The sequence below is a fragment of the Reyranella sp. GW821-FHT14A01 genome, from assembly GCF_058803965.1.
The window spans coordinates 347209-365752 of record NZ_JBXAPM010000007.1; the positions used below are offsets into that span (position 1 = coordinate 347209).

Sequence of the window (18544 nt, forward strand, 5' to 3'; positions counted from 1 at the left end):
TCAGCGGCGCTTGAGGTCTGCCAGCAGTCGGTCGACGAACTTCGGCGAGTAGCCGAGGAGTGCGGCTTCGTCGGCCAGCTCCGTCTCGAGCCGGCCGAGCGCCTCGACGAAGGAGCCGCCTTGGGCCAGCGCCTTCTCGACCAGCGCGTGAGCCTCGTGCTTGCCCATCTTCCCGGCGAGCAGGAACGTTGCGCGCTCGGCAAGAACCGCGGCTTCGGCGGCATCCATGTTGGCCTGCAGCGCGTCGGGATCGATGGTGAGACCCGACGCGACCTCGGCCATCGCCTCGACGGCCGAGCCCAGACATTCGACCAGCGCTGCGATCGTCGGCCATTCGGCCTGCCAGCCGCCCAGCGCGCGCTCATGCTCCTGCGGCATCGCCGCCACGATGGTCGCGGCCAGCATCGGCGCGCGCGTCGCCGCCGACAGGATGAGCGCGGCGCTGACCGGGTTGCGCTTGTGCGGCATGGTCGAGGAGCTGCCGCGGCCGGGCCCTGACGGCTCGGCCGCCTCGCCCACTTCGACCTGCATCATCAGCGCGATGTCACGCGACGCCTTGGCGAGCGCCCCGACAACCAGGGCGCAATCCTGCGCCAACGCAGCGACGCGGACGCGCTGCGTGAACCACGGGCCCGGCGGCAGCGCGAGCTTCAGCTGCTTCGCCAGTACCCTCATCACCGGTTCGGCTTCCCGGCCCAACGCCGTCAGGCTTCCCGAAGCGCCGCCGAACTGCACGATCTGCGTTTCGCTGAAGCTGTCCGCAAGCCGACGCTTCGCGCGCTCGATGTCGGAGGCCCAGCCGGCAATCTTCTGCCCCAGCGCCAGTGGCGTCGCCGGCTGCAACAGGGTACGGCCCAGCATTGGCGTCGCGCGATGCTTCTTCGCCAGACGCGCGAAGGCCGAGACGATGCCGTCGAGCGCCTTCAGCAGCGGCGGCAGTGCCTCGCCGAGCTGCAGCACCATCGCCGTGTCGATCACGTCCTGGCTGGTGGCGCCCCAATGGACATAGTCGGCGGCCTTTGCATCGCGCTGACGGACCTGCTCGGTCAGCGCCTTCACCACCGGCACAGTGAGCGTCGCCGTCCGGCGCGCCGCGGCGACCATCGGCGCGGGATCGTAGAGGGACTGGTCGCAGGCTTTGACGATGACCGACGCGGCACGCTTCGGGATCAACCCGGCCGCCGCGGTCGCTTCGGCGAGCGCCGCCTCGAAGCGCAACATATGACGCAAGGTGGCGGTGTCGGAGAAGCAATCGGCGGTCGCCGCCGATGAGCCCAGCGCAGAGACGAGACGAACGGTCATGGGCTCAGCAATCGAAGAAGACGGTTTCGTTCGGACCGCCGAGATAGAGCGGCAGTCGCCAGATACCCGCGTCATCGCGCTTCGCGATCAGCGTGGCATGGCGCTCCGGCTCGACGAGCTTCAGCACAGGATCCTCGGCCAGCGCGGGATCGCCGTCGAAATAGAGGCGCGTCGCGAGGCGATTGAGGACGCCGCGCGCGAACACCGAGATGTTGATGTGCGCCGCCTGTAGCCCACCGGCCGGCCACGGCACGCGGCCTGGCTTCACCGTGCCGAAGCGCGCGCAACCCGAAGCGTCGGTCGAGGCCCGGCCGTAACCCTCGAAACCCGCATCGAGCGGCAGGTTGCGACGATCCTCCGGATGGTTGTAGCGGCCATGGCTGTTGGCCTGCCAGATCTCGATCAGTCCGTCGGGCACGATCGCGCCCGCGGCGTCGTGAAGGGTGAGCGCGACCTCAATCCGCTCGCCGGCGACACCGGGCGCCGCGAGGTCATGACGATAGGCGTTGGCGAGCGTGCCGAAGTAAAACGGCCCGATCGTCTGCGACGGCGTCAGCGCGCGGCTCATCTGTTCTCCATCGGCGTGGCGTCACGGCCGCGCAGCACGATGTCGAAGCGATAGGCCAGCGCCCATTGGGGCTGGGTCGCCTCCATGTCGAACGCCGCCTGGAGCCGGGGGCGCGCACCTTCGGGCACCGAATTGTAGATCGGATCGAAGGCCAGCAGCGGATCGTTGGGGAAATACATCTGCGTGATCAGGCGCGTCGCGAAGGCCGGCCCGAACAGAGAGAAGTGGATGTGCGCCGGCCGCCAGGCATTGTGATGGTTGCCCCACGGATAGGCACCGGGCTTGATGGTGATGAACCTGTAGTTCCCATCGTCATCGGCGCGGGCGCGACCGCCGCCGTAGAAATTCGGATCGAGCGGCGCGTCGTGCTGGTCCCCGGGATGATGGTAGCGGCCGGCGGCATTGCACTGCCAGATCTCGACCAGCGCCTCGGGAACGGGCCTGCCGTCCTCGTCGAGCACGCGGCCCTGGACGATGATGCGCTCTCCCAGCGGCTCGCCCATGCGCCGGCGCGTGAGATCGTTTTCTCCCACATCGAGCCGCTCCTCGCGCAGCAACGGGCCGGTGATCTCCGACAGCGTATGCGGCAGCACGATCGCGGGCTTGGACGGCGAGCGACTGACCGTGGACTTGTAGGCGGGCGAGAGATTGGCCGGGTGATGTTCCCCCACCGCAGGCCGACGGTACGTTTCCTCTTTTTTCATACCGCCGAGCTTAGCGCCCGCTCAGGCCGCGCGCACCTCCAGCCCCTGCGGCGTGGCGCGGTAGCCGGTCAGCGTGCGTTCGGCGAAGCCCAGCCGCCAGTCCAGCATCTTGCGGGCATACTCGGCGACCGTGGCGGCATAGGCGGGATCGGCGGCGCAATTCACGAACTGGCCGGGATCCTCGGCGAGGTCGAACAGGAGCGGCGGCAGGGCCGCGAAGTGCACGTACTTGAACTTCTCGTCCTGCACGACGGCCAGCGCACACTTGTCCATCGGCACGCCCAGCGCCGATTCAGGCTTGCTGTAATGGAGGTCGCGGAAGTCGAACTCGTAGTGCACCTCGGTGCGCCAGTCGGACGGCACCGTGCCCTCGCAGAACGGCACCAGCGAGCGGCCGTCGCACTGGCGTGGCACCGGCAGGCCCATCCATTCGAGGATGGTCGGCATCGTGTCGATCGTCTCGGTGAAGCGCTCGACGATGCTGCCGCGCGCGCCGTTGGCCTCGGCCCGCGGATCGCGGATGATCATCGGGATGCGGTAGGACTCGTCGAAGTAACCGATCTTGCCCAGCAGGTGATGGTCGCCGCCCTGCTCGCCATGGTCGCAGGTGAAGACGATCAGCGTGTCGTCCCACTGGCCGGTCTCCTTCAGGTAGTCGAACACGCGGCCCAGGTGATCGTCGATCTCGCTCATCAGGCCGCAATAGGTCGCGCGCATCTGCGCCACCTGGGCCTCGGTCATGTCCGACGCAAGGTCCTGCCCGTCCTGGAAGAACGACGCCTGCTTCACGTTCTTCACGTAGTAGTCGAGCAGCGCGTTCTGCCTGCCCTCCTCCGCCGCCGACGACGCGCGCACCGGCTTCGGCATGTCCTCGGGCCGGTACATCGAGTTGTAGGGCTCGGGCGCAATGAACGGCGGATGCGGCCGGTAGTAGCCGAGATGCAGGAACCACGGCTTGCCGGCGCGGCCGCGCAGATAGGCAAGTCCGCGCTCGGTGAACCAAGCCGTATCGGAAAGCTCCTTCGGAATCACCGCCGGCCGCGCGGTCGCACCCGCGCCCGGCTCGCCTTGCGGCAGCCAGACATCGTCGCGGTTCTTCGGCAGCTCGAAGCCCTGCCCCGCCACCCAGCCGAAATAGGCGTCGCGGTTCTCGAAGGCGCCGACCGAGCGGAAGCCGTCCATGATGTCGCCCAGCACGAAGAAGCGCGGATCGTTGGGCGCGGTCTGGCGCGGATCGGGCGTGGTGGTCGTGTAACCGACCAGCGCGGGATCGTAGCCACCGCGCCTGAGCTCGTGCGCCAGGTTGGTGAAGCGCGAGGATAGCGGAATCGTGTTCTGCACCGCGCGGTGATTCATCAGGTATTGCCCGGTCAGCAGGCTGGCGCGCGCGGGACCGCAGGGCACAGCCTGGGTGAAATGATTGCGGAAAGTGACACCCTCGGCGCACAGCCGGTCGAGGTTCGGCAGCTTCAGGTAGTCTGCCCCGAGTTTCGGCAGCATCAGGCCGCGCCACTGGTCGACGACGATCAACAACACATTCTTGGGCGCAGGCATGCTTTTTCACCGAGGTTGGACGGCCGCAGGATTGCGCTAGAGTGCCGCCAAATTAGCGGAGGAGACAACACGTGGCGCGTTTCAAGATCGTGACGACCGGGCCGGGCAAGACCGACCATTCCCTGGAAATGGAAACGTTGGCGGGCATCGGCGCGGAGATCGTCGAGGTGTCGGGCGACGAAGCCGAACTCATCAAGGCCGTGGCCGATGCCGACGCCATCTACGGCAAGGGCCGTCCGCGCATCTCCGCCAAGGTGATCGAGGCCGGGAAGAAACTGAAGGTCGTGTCGCTGGGCAGCGTCGGCGTCGATTCGGTCGATGTGGACGTGGCCACCCAGCTCGGCATCCCGGTCACCAATGTGCCCGATACGTTCATCGAGGAAGTGGCCGACCATGCCATGACCTTGATCCTGGCAAGCTGGCGGCGCCTCGTCGTGCAGGACCAGATGGTGCGCAAGGGCGAGTGGGCCAAGGCCCGTCCGCACCTCTACCAGTTCCCGCGCCTCATGGGCATGACCCTGGGCTTCATCTCGTTCGGCCACGTCGCCCGCGCCGTCGCCAAGCGCGCCGCGCCGTTCGGCTTCCAGATGCTGGCCTACGACCCCTATATCGAGGAGCTGGTCATGTCCGACTACGGTGTCCAGCCGGTCGGCTACGACGAGCTGCTGCAGCGCTCCGACATCGTGAGCATGCATGCGCCCGGCACCAAGGACGCCCATCACCTGATGAAGGAACAGCACTTCCGCCAGATGAAGAAGACGGCGCTGTTCGTGAACACCGGCCGCGGCTCCACGGTCGACGAGCCGGCCATGATCAAGGCGCTGCAGGAAGGTTGGATCGCCGGCGCCGGCCTCGACGTGCTGGAGACCGAGCCGGTCGGCCACAACAATCCGCTGCTCGGCATGGACAATGTGATCCTCACCGCACACGTCGCCTCGGCCTCGAGCCGCTTCGACATGGCGCGCAAGCGTCGCGTCGGCGCCGAACTCGCGCTGGTGCTGGGCGGCAAGTGGCCACGCGCCTGCGTCAATCCGATGGTGCTGGAGAAGTCGAAGCTGCTGCGCTGGCAGCCCTTCTCGATGGAGCGCGGGCCGGGTAACTAATCGGCCTGCTTCCCCTTTGCGGACTCCGCAAAGGGGAAGTGCCCTCGTCTTACGAGGGCGATGGGGTCATGGCATCAGGCGTCGAGCCGCCCCTTCGGGCGCTTCGCCTGCTTCTCGACATACATCGCGTTGTCGGCGTGGCGCAGATGGTCCTCGAACGGGATCGCGCCATCGGGTTCGCAGCGCGCGATGCCGACGCTGAGCGAGACGCTCACGCCGTCGGTGCGATTGACCTGGCCGACCGCCTCGGCGAGGCGCCGCCGAAGCTCCGCCGCCGACCGGCCGGGCCCCGTGGCGTAGACCGCGAATTCGTCACCGCCCAGGCGGCCGATGACCGCGTCCTGATCGCCGAACGCATACTGCAGCGCCTTGGCGACACTGGTCAGCAGGCGATCGCCGGCTTCGTGGCCGTCCCGGTCGTTGACCGTCTTGAGATCATCGGCATCGGCGAACAGCAGCCAGCTGCTCTGGTCGGCCTGGCAGGCAGCCTTGAGCTGATGGGTCGCGAAGTGGAAGAAGCCGCGACGATTGTAGAGGCCTGTCAGCTCGTCGGTGATCGACTGACGGTGGGCGCTCTCCTCGGCCAGCCGGCGCCGCTCGACCTCGGCCTTGAGGCGGTCGTTCGTCGCCTCGAGCTCGGCTGTACGCGCCGCCACCCGCTTCTCGAGAGTGTCGAGGACCTGCACGTTCTCCATGGCGACCGCGGTCACGTCGGCCAGGCTCTGCAGCACCTGCACCTGCTCGGGCGTCGGATGATGGTTCTCGGCCCAGTAATTGCCGATGGCGCCGATCGGATCGACGGTGCGGATCGGCACCATGGCCAGGCTCTTCACGAAGGTCGGCCGATAGGCATCCGCCGGGATGCGGGAATCGGCATAGATGTCGGGAATGACGGCGGCCTGCCGGTTGATCATCGCCCAGCCGCTGACGCAGGTCTCCAGCGGGAAGCGCAGGCCCTTCCACAGCGGCGCGATGGCGTCTTCTTCCGCGTAGAAGCACTTGCCGTCGTCCCGCAGCACGAAGGTCGCCCCGTCGGCGCCGGTCAGTTCCCGGGCAGCGTGCCGGACGATGTCCATGATGCGCGGCAGGTCGCGCGCCAGCGACAGAAGCTGCACGACATCAACCAGATGCTCCATGGCGCCCACGTACCAGCGCGACGGCGCAGCAGCGGCCGGCAGCGAATAAGTGCCGATGTTCATAGGACTGACCCCAAGACGATCCCTGTGCGCCCAATTTCCCAAGAAGGCGCAACAGGGGTACCCACACACCCCGCTTCTACGCGCGAAGGACACGCCGGACATCAAAATTGAGAGGGCGACGCCTATGTCACGAGGTCGCAATCAGCCTGCAATAACCCACAATACGCTTGGAAAACCGAGCCGATCCGCACCCGTTCACGACGATTGCTGTTGCTGCAGCCGGTCGCGAATCGCCCGGTCGCACAGCGCCAGGCTGTCGAAGGGCCCGAGGATGACGTGGCCGCCATCGTCCATCGCATACCAGCCGGTCTGGGTGAGATTGTAGTCCCCCAGATCCTCGGTGGGGACGTGGACAGCCATCAGGTCCTTCGGCGTACGCATGCATTGCTCATGCGCCCGCGTCCGGGGCTTTTCAACCGGTCTCAATCACGGCGGGTCCAACTCGCGAGGTTGGCGGCCCCCGGCGGGACCTCGCCTTTCACCAGCGCCTCGACCTGGCGAACCGTGTCCATCGCCTGGCTTTCGCTGGCGGGCGGGGTCAGCCCGCCGATATGCGGCGTGGCGATCACATTGGGCAGGCGCGCCAGCTCGGGCGACGGCATCTGGTCGGGCGCCCGGCCGACATCCATCGCCGCACCGGCGATGCGGCCCTCGGTCAGCGCCGCCGCAAGCGCCGCCTCGTCGACCAGGTTGCCGCGCGACATGTTGATGAAGAAGGCGTCCGGCTTCATGCGGGCGAAGGCCGCCGCATCGAGCAGGTTCTCCGTCTCCTCGTTGGCGATGGCGAGGCAGATCACATAGTCGGCCTTCGCCAGCAGCTCCTCCATCGGCACCTTGAGGAAGCGCCGGTCATCGACCTGGGCATAGGGATCGGACACCAGCACGGTCATGCCGAGCTGGGCCAGGACGGGCGCCAGTTCGCGCGAGATCCGGCCGTAGCCGATGATGCCGACCGTCGATCCGCCGAGCTGCCGGCCGACCTTGATCTCGGGCCTTGTCCGCTCGTGATAGGACGTGGCCGCCCGTGTGATGCCGCGTGAGAGATCGACCAGGAAACCCAGGGTCAGTTCGACGACCGACTGCACGAAGCCCGCCTCGGCATGGGTCACCAGCACGCCCGCCTCGGTCGCGGCGGCGACATCGATGTTGCGGATGTCGATGGCACTGCGCATGACCACACGCAGCCCCGGCAGGCTCTCGAAGACGATGGCCGGTATCGCGGTCGCCCGATCGGCGACGATGAAATCGACACCGCGCGCCATCCCGACCACGCCCTGCGCATCGAGCGGCGCATCGCCCTCGTGCAGGACGACCTCGACCAGTTCCTGCAGGCGGGCAAGCGCTCGGGCGCCGTAATACTGCCGGCGCGCGAGCGGGGCGTGGGTCAGAAGGAGCTTCTTCATGTCTTCTCCGCGCTCTTCTTGATCTTGCGCACCTCGGCAAGCTGGCCGCGCAGGATGGTCAGCGTGTCGCGCTCCGCGTCGCTGAGATTGCCTTGCTTCATGTGGTCCATGAGCACTTCGAGCACATCGCCGATGCGGCCGAGCTGCCGCCCGTAGCTTCCCACCCGCTCGAGGATCTCCTGCTCGATGTCGGGCCGCGACGTCTGGCCGAGATTGATGTTGAAGAAGCCGAACTGGGCGCCCGGCTGGTAAATACTGAGCGGGTTGATCGCCTGCCAGAGCTTTTCAGGCGCCAGCGAAACTTGGAACGGTTTTGCCATCGATGCCTCCTGCTGCGCCGCCAAGCTTACGACGGCGGCGCGCGGAGGGCTGCCGCAAAAGCGTCAGCTCTTCATCGGCGTCGCCTCGCCCAGCAGGGAAACGTGCGCGGCGACGATGCGCCAGCCGTCGGGCGTGCGCATCCAGGTATGGCTCTGCCGGCCGGTCTTGGTCGCGCCATGCCGCTTGAACTCGCAGTTCGCCGTGCCGAAGTCGCGACCGTAGGTCACGATCCAGAGCTTCAGCAGGTCGCGGTTCTGCACGAACTGCGGATTGCGGCCCGAACGGAAGGCCGCGATCTGGTCATGGCCGTAGAGCTGCTCGCCGACGCCGTAGCGCAGCGTGTGCGGGCTCTTCCAGAAGAGCTCGTCCAGCACCACGACGTCGTTGGTGTTGAGCGCCACCTCGTAGCGATTGAAGGCCGCCGTCACCTCGGCGACGATCTCGGGAATATTGATTTCCATGTGGGGCTCCTCAGGCGGGTGGCGCGGCGGCGACGCCCAGTTTCTGCAGATGGTTGGCCACGCGCAGCGCCGCCTGCTCGTTGTAGGGCTTGGCAATGAGCTGCACGCCGATCGGCAGGCCGCCGGGCCGCTGCAGCGGTGCCACCGCGACCGGCAGGCCGATGAAGGAGATCGGCTGGGTGAACAGGCCGAGATTGGCCCGCACCGGCAGCTCGACCCCGCCCAGCTTCATCATGGTCTGGCCGAGCTTCGGCGCCGTGCACGGCGTGGCCGGCGCCAGGATCACGTCGACCTCCTTGAACAGCTTCAGCACATGGGCGCGATACTCGCGGCGGAAGCGCTGCGCCTTCACGTACCAGGCGCCGGGCAGCAGCGCGCCCGCCATGAAGCGCTCGCGCGTGTCGGGATCGAAATCCTGCGGCCGCGTGCGCAGGCGCGGCAGGTGAAGCTGCGCGCCCTCGATCGCGGTGATGACATAGGCCGCCGCCCGCGCCGCGGCCGCCTGGGGCAGCACGACGGTCTTGCTGGCGCCCAGCGCCTTGGCCACGGTGGCCACGGCTTCGAAGGCCTCGGGCTCGCCGCCCCTGGCGAAATAGTCGCCGGCAATGGCGATGCGCAGCCCGTCGACGCCCTCGACCAGGCGCGGCAGGGTCGGATCGGCCGGCCGGTCGGTGCAGACCGGATCGTCGGAATCCCAGCCCTGCATGGCGTCGAAGGAGAGCGCGAGGTCCTCTGCCGACCGGGCGATCGGACCGAGATGGTCGAAGGAATCCACGAACGGAAACGAACCGGCCCGGCTCAGCCGTCCATAGGTCGGCTTCAGGCCAAACAGGCCGCAGAGCGAGGACGGCACGCGGATCGAGCCGTTGGTGTCGGAGCCCAGCGACAGCGGCACCTCGCCCGCCGCCACGGCCGCGCCCGAGCCACCCGAGGAGCCGCCGGACATGCGCGTCGGGTCGTGCGGGTTGCGCGAAGGACCGTAATGGATGTTCTCGCCGGTGAAGTCGTAGGCGTACTCGCCCATGTTGAGGCCGCCGACCAGGATCGCGCCGGCCGCTTCGAGCTTGCGCACCAGCGCGCCGTCGCGCTCGGCCTTCGGTCCATCGATGTTGATCTTCGAGCCCGCACGCGTCGGCAAGCCGGCAATGTCGAACAGGTTCTTCACCGCGAAGGGCACGCCCAGCAGCGGCCCGCGATGCAGCCCCGCATCGATCTCCGCCGCGCGCTTGCGGGCGCGCTCGGCCACGATATCGGTGAAGGCGTTGACCGTGGGCTCGGCCGCCTCGATGCGCTTCAGGGTGGCGTCGATCACGGCGGCGGCCTTGACCTTGCCGCTCATCACCGCGCCCGCGATCTCCGTCGCGGTCGCTTGCTTCGATGTGGGATCGCTCATGGCCGGAACACCGGACCCGACATGAGATCGTCCTCGAGATCGAGCTCGAGCAACGGCCGCGCGATCATCAGGGAGCGCTCGACGTTCAGGATCACGTTGGGGAGGTATTCGGGCGCGATCGTGAGGCCGACGGTTTTCGCACCCTCCTCGACCATGCGTGCGACGTCAGGCTTGCTTTCGGCCATCGCGTTCCTTCTTTCGTTCTTTGGTTCAAGCGAAGTGGCAGGCAACCTGCCGTGCCGGGCCTGCCGAATGCAAGAGCGGCATCTCCTCGGCGCAGCGCGGGTTGCCGTCCGGGCAGCGGCCGTAGAAGCGGCAGACGCGCGGATCGGGATCGATCGGGCTGCGCGGCTCGCCGCCCAGCCGCAGGCGGCTGGTCCGCTGGGCAGGATCGGCCTGCGGGATCGCCGAGATCAGCGCCCGCGTATAGGGATGCTTCGGATCGGCGAAGACCTCGCCGGCCGGCCCCTCTTCCACGATCTTGCCGAGATACATGACGAGCACGCGATCGCACAGCAGCCGGACGACGTTGAGATCGTGGCTCACGAACAGGTAGCTCATGCCCAGCTCCTGCTTGAGCTGCTGCAGCAGCTGCAGGATCACCACCTGCACCGAGACATCGAGCGCCGCCGTCGGCTCGTCGAGGATCAGCAGCTCCGGCTCGACGGCAATGGCGCGGGCGATGCCCACCCTCGCCTTCTGGCCGCCCGACAGCTGGTGCGGAAAGCGCGACAGCAGCTCGCGCGGCAGCCCCGTCATGTCGGCGAGCTTTTCCACGCGCAGCTTGAGGTCCGCGCCCGACATCTTCCGCAGCCGCCGGATCGGATCGGCGATGGCATCGGCCGCCGTGTAGCGCGGATTGAGCGAATCGCCCGCGTCCTGGAACACCATCTGGACACGGGCGCGATTCGGATTGGAGGCGAAGTGACTGGCCTTGAAATCGGCCATCTCCACACCGCCGAGTCGGATGCTGCCGGAGGTCGGATCGAGCAGGCGGTTGATCAGGCGCACCAGGGTGGACTTGCCGCAGCCCGATTCGCCAACCAGCCCCACCGTCTCGCCGCGACCGATGGTGAAGCTCACCTCGTCCACGGCATGCAATTGCGGCAACGGCTTCACCGGCTTGCCGTACGAGGTGGCGCGCGACAGCAGGCTCTGCTTGCTGCCGATCGTGAAGCGCTTGGCGAGTTCGGCGATATCGAGGAGCGGCCCGGGCGCGATGTCGCTCATAGCGGGTTCCAGCAGGACACGACGTGATGCTCGTTGATCTGCCGGTGCGGCAGCGGCTTCGCGCAATCGTCGATCCTGCGCTCGCAGCGGCCGCTGTAGCGGCAGGGCGGCAGATCGGTGCGGCGCAGGTCGGGCAGGCCGCCCGGGATCGAGGCAAGCTCGGCGAGAGAAGCCGTCTCGCCCGGCGTCGCCGCCAGCAGCTTGGCCGAATAGGGATGTCGTGGGCTTTCGAACAGCTCCAGTCCCGGCGCGGCCTCGACGATATGGCCGGCATGCATGACCACGATCCGGTCGCAATATTCAGCGGCCAGCGCCAGATCGTGGGTGATGAAGATCGTGGCCATACCGGCTTCGCTCGCCAGCTCACCGATCAGGTCCATGATCACCGCCTGGGTCGTGACGTCGAGGCCGGTCGTCGGCTCGTCGGCGATCAGCAGGGCCGGCCGGCAGGCCAGCGCCACGGCGATCATGATGCGCTGGCACATGCCGCCCGACAGTTCGAACGGATAGGCTTCGGCACGGCGTTCCGGATCGGGAATGCGCACCTTCTTCAGCATCTCGATCGCGGCGCGCGGTGCGTCGTTGCGGGTGGCGCCACCGTGACGCACCAGCACATCGGCGATCTGCCGGCCGACACGGCGGATGGGATTGAGCGCCGTCCGCGGATTCTGGAAGATCATGGAAAGCTCGCGGCCGCGCTGTTCCGCGAGGTCGCGCTCGCTGAGCGCCAGCAGGTCGGAGCCGCCGAACATCGCCCGTCCCGACGTCACCTTGCCGGCGGCGTCGAGGATGCCCATGACGGCGAAGGCCGTCACCGACTTGCCCGAGCCGCTCTCGCCCACCAGCGCGATGGTCTCGCCCTTGCCGACGCTGAAGCCCACCTGGTCGAGCACCTTCACCACGCCCGAGCGCGTGCGGAACTCGACCGACAGGTTCTCCACGGCGAGGGCGGGCACCGCGGTCATGTCCGCTTCCTCGGATCGATGATGTCGCGCAACCCGTCGCCCAGCAGGTTGAAGCAGAACACCGCCAGCATCAGCGTCGCACCGGGAAACAGCGCGATCCACCATTCGCCCGACTGGATGAAGTTGGCGCCCTCGGCGACCATGATGCCCCACTCCGCCGCCGGGGGGCGCACGCCGAGGCCGATGAAGGACAGGCCAGCGGCGTTGAGGATCGCGTAGCCCATGGTGAGCGACATCTGCACCATCATGATGGGCATGATGTTGGGCAGGATGTGGCACAGCAGGACCCGCGTCTCGCCGTTGCCCGACAGGCGCGCGGCCTCGACGAAGCCGGCATCGCGCCGCACATTGGCTTCGGCGCGCGCGACGCGGGCGTAGAGCGGGAAATTGATGATCGCCGTGGCGATCACGATGTTGATCACCTCGTTGCCCAACGCCGCCACGATGCCCATGGCCAGCACGAACAGCGGGAAGGCCATGATCGTGTCGGCGAGTCGGCCGACGACACGGTCCGTCCAGCCGCCAAAATAGCCCGCCGCGACGCCCGACAGCGCGCCCAGGAAGAAGGCCAGGATGACGGAGGCGAAGGCGATGGCGAGGTCGAGCCGCGTCGCCACCAGCACGCGGCTGAAGATGTCGCGGCCGAGCTGGTCGGTGCCGAACCAGTGCGCCGCGGACGGCGGCTTCAACGCCATCGCCGCATTGCTCTGCAGCGGGTTGTAGGGCGCGATCAGCGGACCGAAGATCGCGGCCACCAGGAACAGGGCGAACAGGCCGAACGCCAGCCCGGTGACCGGATTTTCCGAGAGCACGTAGCGGGCGTGGCGCAGCAGCGGCAGCATCGTCAGGCGTCCAGCCGCACGCGTGGATCGACCAGCCCGTAGACCAGGTCGATGGTGAGGTTCAGGGCCACGTAGAGGATCGCCATGGTGAGCACGAAGCCCTGCACCGGCGCATAGTCCGACGTGATCAGCGCGTTCACCGCATAGAGGCCGATGCCCGGCCAGGCGAACACCGTCTCGACCAGGACGTTGGCGCCCAGCAGGAAGGAGAAGACCATGCCGAGCGTCGTGATGACCGGCAGCACGGCATTACGGAAGGCATAGGTGAAGACGACCGTTCCCGGCGACAGCCCGCTCGCCCGCGCGGTGCGGATGAAGTCGCTGCCCAGCACGGCGAGCATGGAGCCGCGGGTCATGCGGGCCAGCGGCGCCAGCGAGAAGATCGCCATGGAGATGGCCGGCAGCGCGAGCTGGCGCAGGCTTCCCCAGAACACTTCGAGGTCGCCGGTCAGCAGCGAGTCGATCAGGTAGAAGCCGGTGATGTGCTTGGGCGGCGACAGGAATACATCAAGGCGTCCGGTCGGCGCCGGTGCCCATTGCAGCAGGTAATAGAAGACATAGGCGAACAGGAGCCCGGTGAAGAAGACCGGCAGCGAGACCCCGGCCGTCGTGACGATGCGGCAGAGGTGATCGATCCACGTGCCTTGCTTCACTGCGGCCAGCACACCCAGCGGAATGGCGATGGCGATGGCGACGATCAGCGCGAACAGGGTCAGCTCGGCCGAGGCCGGCAGGCGCGTGGCGATCTCGGCCACGACCGGCTGTCCGGTGCTGAGCGAGTTGCCGAGATTGCCGTGCACCAGATCGCCGAGATAGCCGACGAACTGTTCGGGCAGCGACTTGTCGAGGCCGAGCTTGACGCGGACCTCGGCGATCGCCTGCGGGCTCGCGGCCAGTCCGGCGAAATAGGCCGCCGGATCACCCGGCAGCAGCCGGGTGAGCATGAACGTGACGATGACGACGCCGATGAGGCTCGGGATCGCCGTCGCCAGCCGCGAGAGCAGCAGCCCGACCATCTAGCCCTTCGCGAGCTGGCGGTAGTCGAGCTGGCGGTGGAACCAGTATCGGTAGCCGGTGACGTTCTTCTGCATCGCCACGTTGAGCAGCGGCTGGAAGATCGGCACGCGGGGCACTTCCTCGAAGGCGATGTCGATGAAGCCCTTCACCGCCGCCTCGTACTCGGGGCCCGACGAGAAGCGCGCCTTGTCGATCAGCGCGTCCATGGCCGGGTTCTTGTAGCCCATCGTGTTGAAGACGGCGTTCTGGCCGTGATAGCACCAGAAGAAGAAATATTCCGGATAGTTCAGCCAGCCGCCGAAGGCGTTGGTGATCATCGGCATGTTCTTCTTCAGAAGCTCGCCGCGCCAATTGGCGCCCGGAATCTTGTTGATCGTGGCCTTGATGCCGATCTGCGCCAGGCTCTCCTGGACGAGGATGGTCAGCGGCTCGTTGGTGCTGGCGAGACCCAGGTCGAACGACACGGTCGTCTCGAAGCCGTTGGGATAGCCCGCTTCCGCCATCAGCGCCTTGGCCTTGGCGATGTCGGTCTTGTAGCCGTCCTTCTGCGGCCAGTAGACGCCCTTGAATTTGTTGTCGGCGCCGCCGAACAGCGGGATCGCCTGGCCGAACATGACCGAGTCCATGATCTGCTGGTACGGCACCGCATAGGCCACGGCCTGGCGGACCTTCACATTGTCGAACGGCTTCTGGTTCACGTTCATGCCGAGATACATCATCGCGTTCTCGATCGGCGTGCCGATGACGGTGAGCTTCGGCGAGGTCTTGAGCTCGGAGAAGTCCTTCGACGGCAGGTCGAACGAGATATCGGCGTCGCCGCGCTCCAGCAGCGCGCGCCGGTTACCGGCCGAGGGGATGATGCGCATGATGACGCGCCGGATCTTGGGCATCGGCCCGTTCTTCCAGTCGTCGTTGCGCACGTAGACGACTTCCTGGCCGGGCTGCCAGCGTTCGACCTTGTAGGCGCCGCCCGAGGCGTGGTTGTTCTTGCACCATTCCATCGCCCAGGGATCGGTGGCGGTCGCGTGCTTCTTGCACAGCTCGGAGTTCATCACGACCGGCACCGGCACGCCGATGTCGGGCATGGTGAGCTTGTCGGAGCGCAGGAAGTCGACCCGGAAGGTATTGTCGTCGACGACCACGAACTGCTCGGGCTTCTCCAGCGAGCCGGCTGCCATCTGGAAGGTCGGGAAGCCACCCACCGTGACGGCGCGGTCGAACGACCACTTCACGTCCTTGGCGGTGATCGGCGTGCCGTCGTGGAACTTCGCGTCCTTGCGCAGCTTGAACGTCACCGAGCCGGGCTTGAGATCCCATTCGGTCGCCAGTTCGGGCTCGAGCTTGGTGTAGTCGTAATGGTCGTTGCCGTTGGCGTCCTTCTTGACGCCGTAGGTCATGAGACGGTCATGGGTGTTCCAGGACACTTCGTAGGCCGGCCGGTTCGCGCCGACGCCGTGGATGTCCATGGAATTGGGTGGACTCTCGCCCACGATCAGCAACGTCTCGTTGCGTGCCTGCGCCTTGGCTTCGGACCAGATCGCCGGAGCGGCTGTCGCCGCTGCGCCGGCAGCCGCCGTCGTCTTGAAGAATGAGCGACGCTTCATGGGTACTCCCCAGTTTTTGCTTCCCCGTTCGCGCGATGACGCAAGGACCGTGCCAATTGCTGCGCAAATCTGGGGGCTGCAATCGCTGTGGCGCTTGTCTACAACCGGCACATGACAGCCTTTCTCGACCTCGGTGTTCATGCGTTGCTCCGCGCCTATCGCGCCGGCACGCTCGACGTGCAGCAGACGATCGACGAGGTGCTGAAACGCATCGCGCAGGCCGGTGACGACAAGGTCTGGATCTCACGTGCATCCGACGTCGATCTCCGCGCGCAGGCTGCCGCCCTCGATGCACGACGCGGGGAGATCGACAAGCTGCCGCTTTACGGCGTGCCCTTCGCAGTGAAGGACAATCTCGATGTCGCGGGCATGGTGACGACCGCGGCCTGTCCGGGCTTCGCCTATGAGGCCAAGGCGTCCGCCGAAGTCGTGCAGCGGCTCGTCGACGCCGGCGCGATCGTGATCGGCAAGACCAATCTCGATCAGTTCGCCACCGGCCTCGTGGGCGTTCGCTCTCCCTACGGCGTGCCGCTCAATCCGTTCAATGCGTCGTACGTTCCCGGCGGATCGAGCTCGGGATCGGCCGTGGCCGTCTCGTCGGGGCTGGTGAGCTTCTCGCTGGGCACCGACACGGCGGGCTCGGGTCGCGTGCCGGCCGGCTTCAACAACATCGTCGGCCTCAAGCCGACGCCGGGCCTGCTCAGCAACGAAGGCATGGTGCCGGCCTGCCGCTCGCTCGACTGCACGTCGGTGTTCGCGCTTTCCTGTGCCGATGCCGATGCAGTCCTCGCCGTCGCCGCCGAGCCGCACGCGACGCCTGCCATCGGCGGCACGTTCCGCTTCGGCATCCTCGGCACCAAGGACGCGGAGTTCTTCGGTGACGCAGCCTACGCCACGCTCTACGCACAAGCGATCGAGCGGCTTAAGGGGTTGGGCGGCACGCCGGTCGAGATCGACTACGCACCGTTCCGCGATGCCGCGCAGCTTCTCTACAGCGGCCCCTGGGTGGCCGAGCGCACGGCGGCCGTCGGCGCCTTCATGGAAAGCGCCGACGACAAATCAGGTGTCTGGCCGACGACGCAGCAGATCGTGCTGGGCGGTCGCAAGTACAGCGCCGTCGATGCCTTCGAAGGCCAGTATCGTCTGGCCGAGCTGAAAGCGCGCGCCTTCGCCGAGATGAAGGGCCTCGATTTCCTCGTCGTCCCGACGGCCGGCACCATCTACAAGCTGGCCGATCTCGAGCGCGAGCCGGTGCTCTACAATTCGCATCTCGGCCACTACACCAACTTCGTGAACTTCTTCGGCCTCTCGGCGCTTGCCGTGCCGGCCGGCTTCCGGCCCGACGGCATGCCGTTCGGCATCACGCTGATTTCGAACGCCAACGCCGAACGCGCCCTGCTGGCCTTCGGCGCGCGCTGGCAACGCGCCGTGCCCTTGCCACTCGGCAAGACGATGAGCCAGCTGCCGCCGGCCGAGACCGACCCGGTGATCGTGGAAGACCGTGTACCCGTCGCCGTGGTCGGCGCGCATATGAGCGGCCTGCCGCTGAACGGCCAGCTCGTCGAACTGGGTGGCCGGCTGGAGGGTGCCGGCAAGACCGCGCCCGCCTATCGCTTCTACGCCCTGCCCGGCGGCCCACCGCACCGGCCGGGCCTGGTGCGCGTGGCCGAGGGCGGCAGCGCCATCGAGCTGGAAGTGTGGAGCCTGCCCGCCCAAAAGATCGGCGCGCTTCTCTGCCAGATTCCGGCGCCGCTGGGGCTGGGCTCGGTGAGCCTCGCCGACGGCACCATCGTCCCCGGTTTCCTCTGCGAGGCGCATGCCACCCAGGGCGCGAAGGACATCACCGCGCTGGGCGGCTGGCGGGCCTACCTCAAGACTCTGTCCTGATCCCGCAGCCCTTCAACTGCGGGCCGCCGGTCTGCTAGGGTCCTTTCCTTCGAGGAGGAAACGAAATCATGAGTGGAAAAATCGCAGTCGTCACCGGCGCGGGCAGCGGCATCGGCCGCGCCTCGGCGCTCGCCCTGCTGAACAACGGCTACAAGGTCGCGCTGGCGGGCCGCCGCAAGGACGCGCTGGACGAGACGGCGTCGATGGCCGGCAACAATGCGCCCAACGCGCTCGCCGTGCCGACCGACGTCACCAAGCGCGACGACATCGTGGCACTGTTCGCCAAGGTGAAGGCGACCTGGGGACGCCTCGACCTGGTGTTCAACAATGCCGGCGGCGGCGCCCCGCCCGTGCCGCTGGAAGAGCTGCCCTACGAGACGTGGTTGGGTGTCCTGGCAGCGAACCTGACCGGTCCGTTCCTGTGCACGCAGGAAGCCATGAAGATCATGAAGGACCAGTCGCCGCGCGGCGGCCGCATCATCAACAACGGCTCGATCTCGGCGCACGCGCCGCGGCCCTTCTCGGTCGCCTACACCTCGACCAAGCACGCCATCACCGGCCTCACCAAGTCGACCTCGCTCGACGGCCGCGCCTACGACATCGCCTGCGGCCAGATCGACGTCGGCAATGCCGTGACGCCGATGACCGAGCGCATGACCAAGGGCGTGCTGCAGCCCAACGGCACGACCATCGCCGAGCCGCGCATGGACGTGTCCGCGGTGGCCAACGCCATCGTCTACATGGACAGCCTGCCGCTCGATGCGAACGTGCAGTTCATGACCGTGATGGCAACGAAGATGCCGTTTGTAGGCCGCGGCTAAGTCGCGAAGACTTCTCAACGGAGCGCGCCACTCCAGTGGCGCTCAGAGACTTGAGCGCAACTGGAGTTGCGCGCTCCAATGAGAGAGAGCGGGCTAGAGTCTTTCCGTCTCATATCGAAGCGTAGCCGGCGTTTTTGATGTAGGCGGCGCATTCGTGGGGTGCGAAGCAT

The 18544-nt window shown here is 67.1% G+C and carries 19 protein-coding genes; 3 read left to right on the top strand and 16 right to left on the bottom strand.

Annotated features, from left to right (window positions below):
* Genes pcaB through pehA form a run of 4 tightly spaced genes read right to left on the bottom strand, consistent with a single transcriptional unit; the run spans position 1 to position 4128 of the window.
* Positions 1 to 1302 carry a 3-carboxy-cis,cis-muconate cycloisomerase gene (gene pcaB / locus AC1ROX_RS14855; protein ID WP_493126712.1) on the bottom strand — a complete coding sequence of 434 codons (1302 nt, stop codon included), beginning with the start codon at positions 1300 to 1302 and terminating at the stop codon, positions 1 to 3.
* 4 nt (positions 1303 to 1306) lie between these two features.
* Entirely contained in the window at positions 1307 to 1870 is a 564-nt protein-coding gene (gene pcaG, locus AC1ROX_RS14860; protein ID WP_493126713.1) for a protocatechuate 3,4-dioxygenase subunit alpha, read from the bottom strand.
* A complete protein-coding gene (gene pcaH, locus AC1ROX_RS14865) occupies positions 1867 to 2574 on the bottom strand; it encodes a protocatechuate 3,4-dioxygenase subunit beta (RefSeq protein ID WP_493126714.1) in 708 nt (235 codons plus the stop codon). The genes pcaG and pcaH overlap by 4 nt, the downstream gene beginning before the upstream one ends.
* Before the next feature lie 21 nt (positions 2575 to 2595).
* On the bottom strand, positions 2596 to 4128 hold the full coding sequence (gene pehA / locus AC1ROX_RS14870; protein ID WP_493126715.1) for a phosphoric/sulfuric ester hydrolase PehA: 1533 nt from the start codon (positions 4126 to 4128) through the stop codon (positions 2596 to 2598).
* A 71-nt stretch (positions 4129 to 4199) separates the two neighbouring features.
* Here pehA and AC1ROX_RS14875 point away from each other — a divergent pair, with 71 nt between their 5' ends.
* A complete protein-coding gene (locus AC1ROX_RS14875) occupies positions 4200 to 5231 on the top strand; it encodes a C-terminal binding protein (protein WP_493126716.1) in 1032 nt (343 codons plus the stop codon).
* Positions 5232 to 5305: 74 nt separating this feature from the next.
* Here AC1ROX_RS14875 and AC1ROX_RS14880 read toward each other — a convergent pair whose 3' ends face one another.
* The 12 genes from AC1ROX_RS14880 to AC1ROX_RS14935 form a co-directional block, all read right to left on the bottom strand.
* Positions 5306 to 6430, bottom strand: a complete 1125-nt coding sequence (locus AC1ROX_RS14880) for a GGDEF domain-containing protein (protein WP_493126717.1) — start codon at positions 6428 to 6430, stop codon at positions 5306 to 5308.
* A gap of 195 nt (positions 6431 to 6625) precedes the next feature.
* Positions 6626 to 6811: a hypothetical protein gene (locus AC1ROX_RS14885; protein WP_493126718.1), complete on the bottom strand. Its 186-nt coding sequence runs from the start codon at positions 6809 to 6811 to the stop codon at positions 6626 to 6628.
* A 41-nt stretch (positions 6812 to 6852) separates the two neighbouring features.
* Positions 6853 to 7833 (bottom strand): NAD(P)-dependent oxidoreductase, encoded by a 981-nt coding sequence (locus tag AC1ROX_RS14890; protein WP_493126719.1) that lies wholly within the window; start codon positions 7831 to 7833, stop codon positions 6853 to 6855.
* Positions 7830 to 8153 carry a hypothetical protein gene (locus AC1ROX_RS14895; RefSeq protein WP_493126720.1) on the bottom strand — a complete coding sequence of 108 codons (324 nt, stop codon included), beginning with the start codon at positions 8151 to 8153 and terminating at the stop codon, positions 7830 to 7832. The genes AC1ROX_RS14890 and AC1ROX_RS14895 overlap by 4 nt, the downstream gene beginning before the upstream one ends.
* Before the next feature lie 63 nt (positions 8154 to 8216).
* On the bottom strand, positions 8217 to 8615 hold the full coding sequence (gene hpxZ, locus AC1ROX_RS14900; protein WP_493126721.1) for an oxalurate catabolism protein HpxZ: 399 nt from the start codon (positions 8613 to 8615) through the stop codon (positions 8217 to 8219).
* 10 nt (positions 8616 to 8625) lie between these two features.
* The gene (locus AC1ROX_RS14905; RefSeq protein ID WP_493126722.1) at positions 8626 to 10008 is read right to left on the bottom strand and encodes an AtzE family amidohydrolase; all 1383 of its coding nucleotides are present in this window, start codon (positions 10006 to 10008) and stop codon (positions 8626 to 8628) included.
* Positions 10005 to 10193 (bottom strand): AtzG-like protein, encoded by a 189-nt coding sequence (locus AC1ROX_RS14910; protein WP_493126723.1) that lies wholly within the window; start codon positions 10191 to 10193, stop codon positions 10005 to 10007. The genes AC1ROX_RS14905 and AC1ROX_RS14910 overlap by 4 nt, the downstream gene beginning before the upstream one ends.
* Positions 10194 to 10218: 25 nt before the next feature.
* Positions 10219 to 11238: an oligopeptide/dipeptide ABC transporter ATP-binding protein gene (locus tag AC1ROX_RS14915; protein WP_493126724.1), complete on the bottom strand. Its 1020-nt coding sequence runs from the start codon at positions 11236 to 11238 to the stop codon at positions 10219 to 10221.
* Positions 11235 to 12203 (bottom strand): ABC transporter ATP-binding protein, encoded by a 969-nt coding sequence (locus tag AC1ROX_RS14920; RefSeq protein WP_493126725.1) that lies wholly within the window; start codon positions 12201 to 12203, stop codon positions 11235 to 11237. Before AC1ROX_RS14920 ends, AC1ROX_RS14915 begins: the two co-directional genes overlap by 4 nt.
* A complete protein-coding gene (locus AC1ROX_RS14925) occupies positions 12200 to 13045 on the bottom strand; it encodes an ABC transporter permease (RefSeq protein WP_493126726.1) in 846 nt (281 codons plus the stop codon). The genes AC1ROX_RS14920 and AC1ROX_RS14925 overlap by 4 nt, the downstream gene beginning before the upstream one ends.
* Positions 13046 to 13047: 2 nt before the next feature.
* Positions 13048 to 14061 carry an ABC transporter permease gene (locus tag AC1ROX_RS14930; RefSeq protein ID WP_493126727.1) on the bottom strand — a complete coding sequence of 338 codons (1014 nt, stop codon included), beginning with the start codon at positions 14059 to 14061 and terminating at the stop codon, positions 13048 to 13050.
* On the bottom strand, positions 14062 to 15666 hold the full coding sequence (locus AC1ROX_RS14935) for an ABC transporter substrate-binding protein (protein ID WP_493126728.1): 1605 nt from the start codon (positions 15664 to 15666) through the stop codon (positions 14062 to 14064).
* Between the two features lie 111 nt (positions 15667 to 15777).
* On the opposite strand from AC1ROX_RS14935, the gene atzF reads away from it, so the two are divergent.
* Both atzF and AC1ROX_RS14945 read left to right on the top strand, forming a co-directional pair.
* Positions 15778 to 17553, top strand: a complete 1776-nt coding sequence (atzF, locus tag AC1ROX_RS14940; RefSeq protein ID WP_493126729.1) for an allophanate hydrolase — start codon at positions 15778 to 15780, stop codon at positions 17551 to 17553.
* 68 nt (positions 17554 to 17621) lie between these two features.
* The gene (locus AC1ROX_RS14945; protein WP_493126730.1) at positions 17622 to 18374 is read left to right on the top strand and encodes an SDR family oxidoreductase; all 753 of its coding nucleotides are present in this window, start codon (positions 17622 to 17624) and stop codon (positions 18372 to 18374) included.
* The last annotated feature ends 170 nt before the right edge of the window (positions 18375 to 18544 follow it).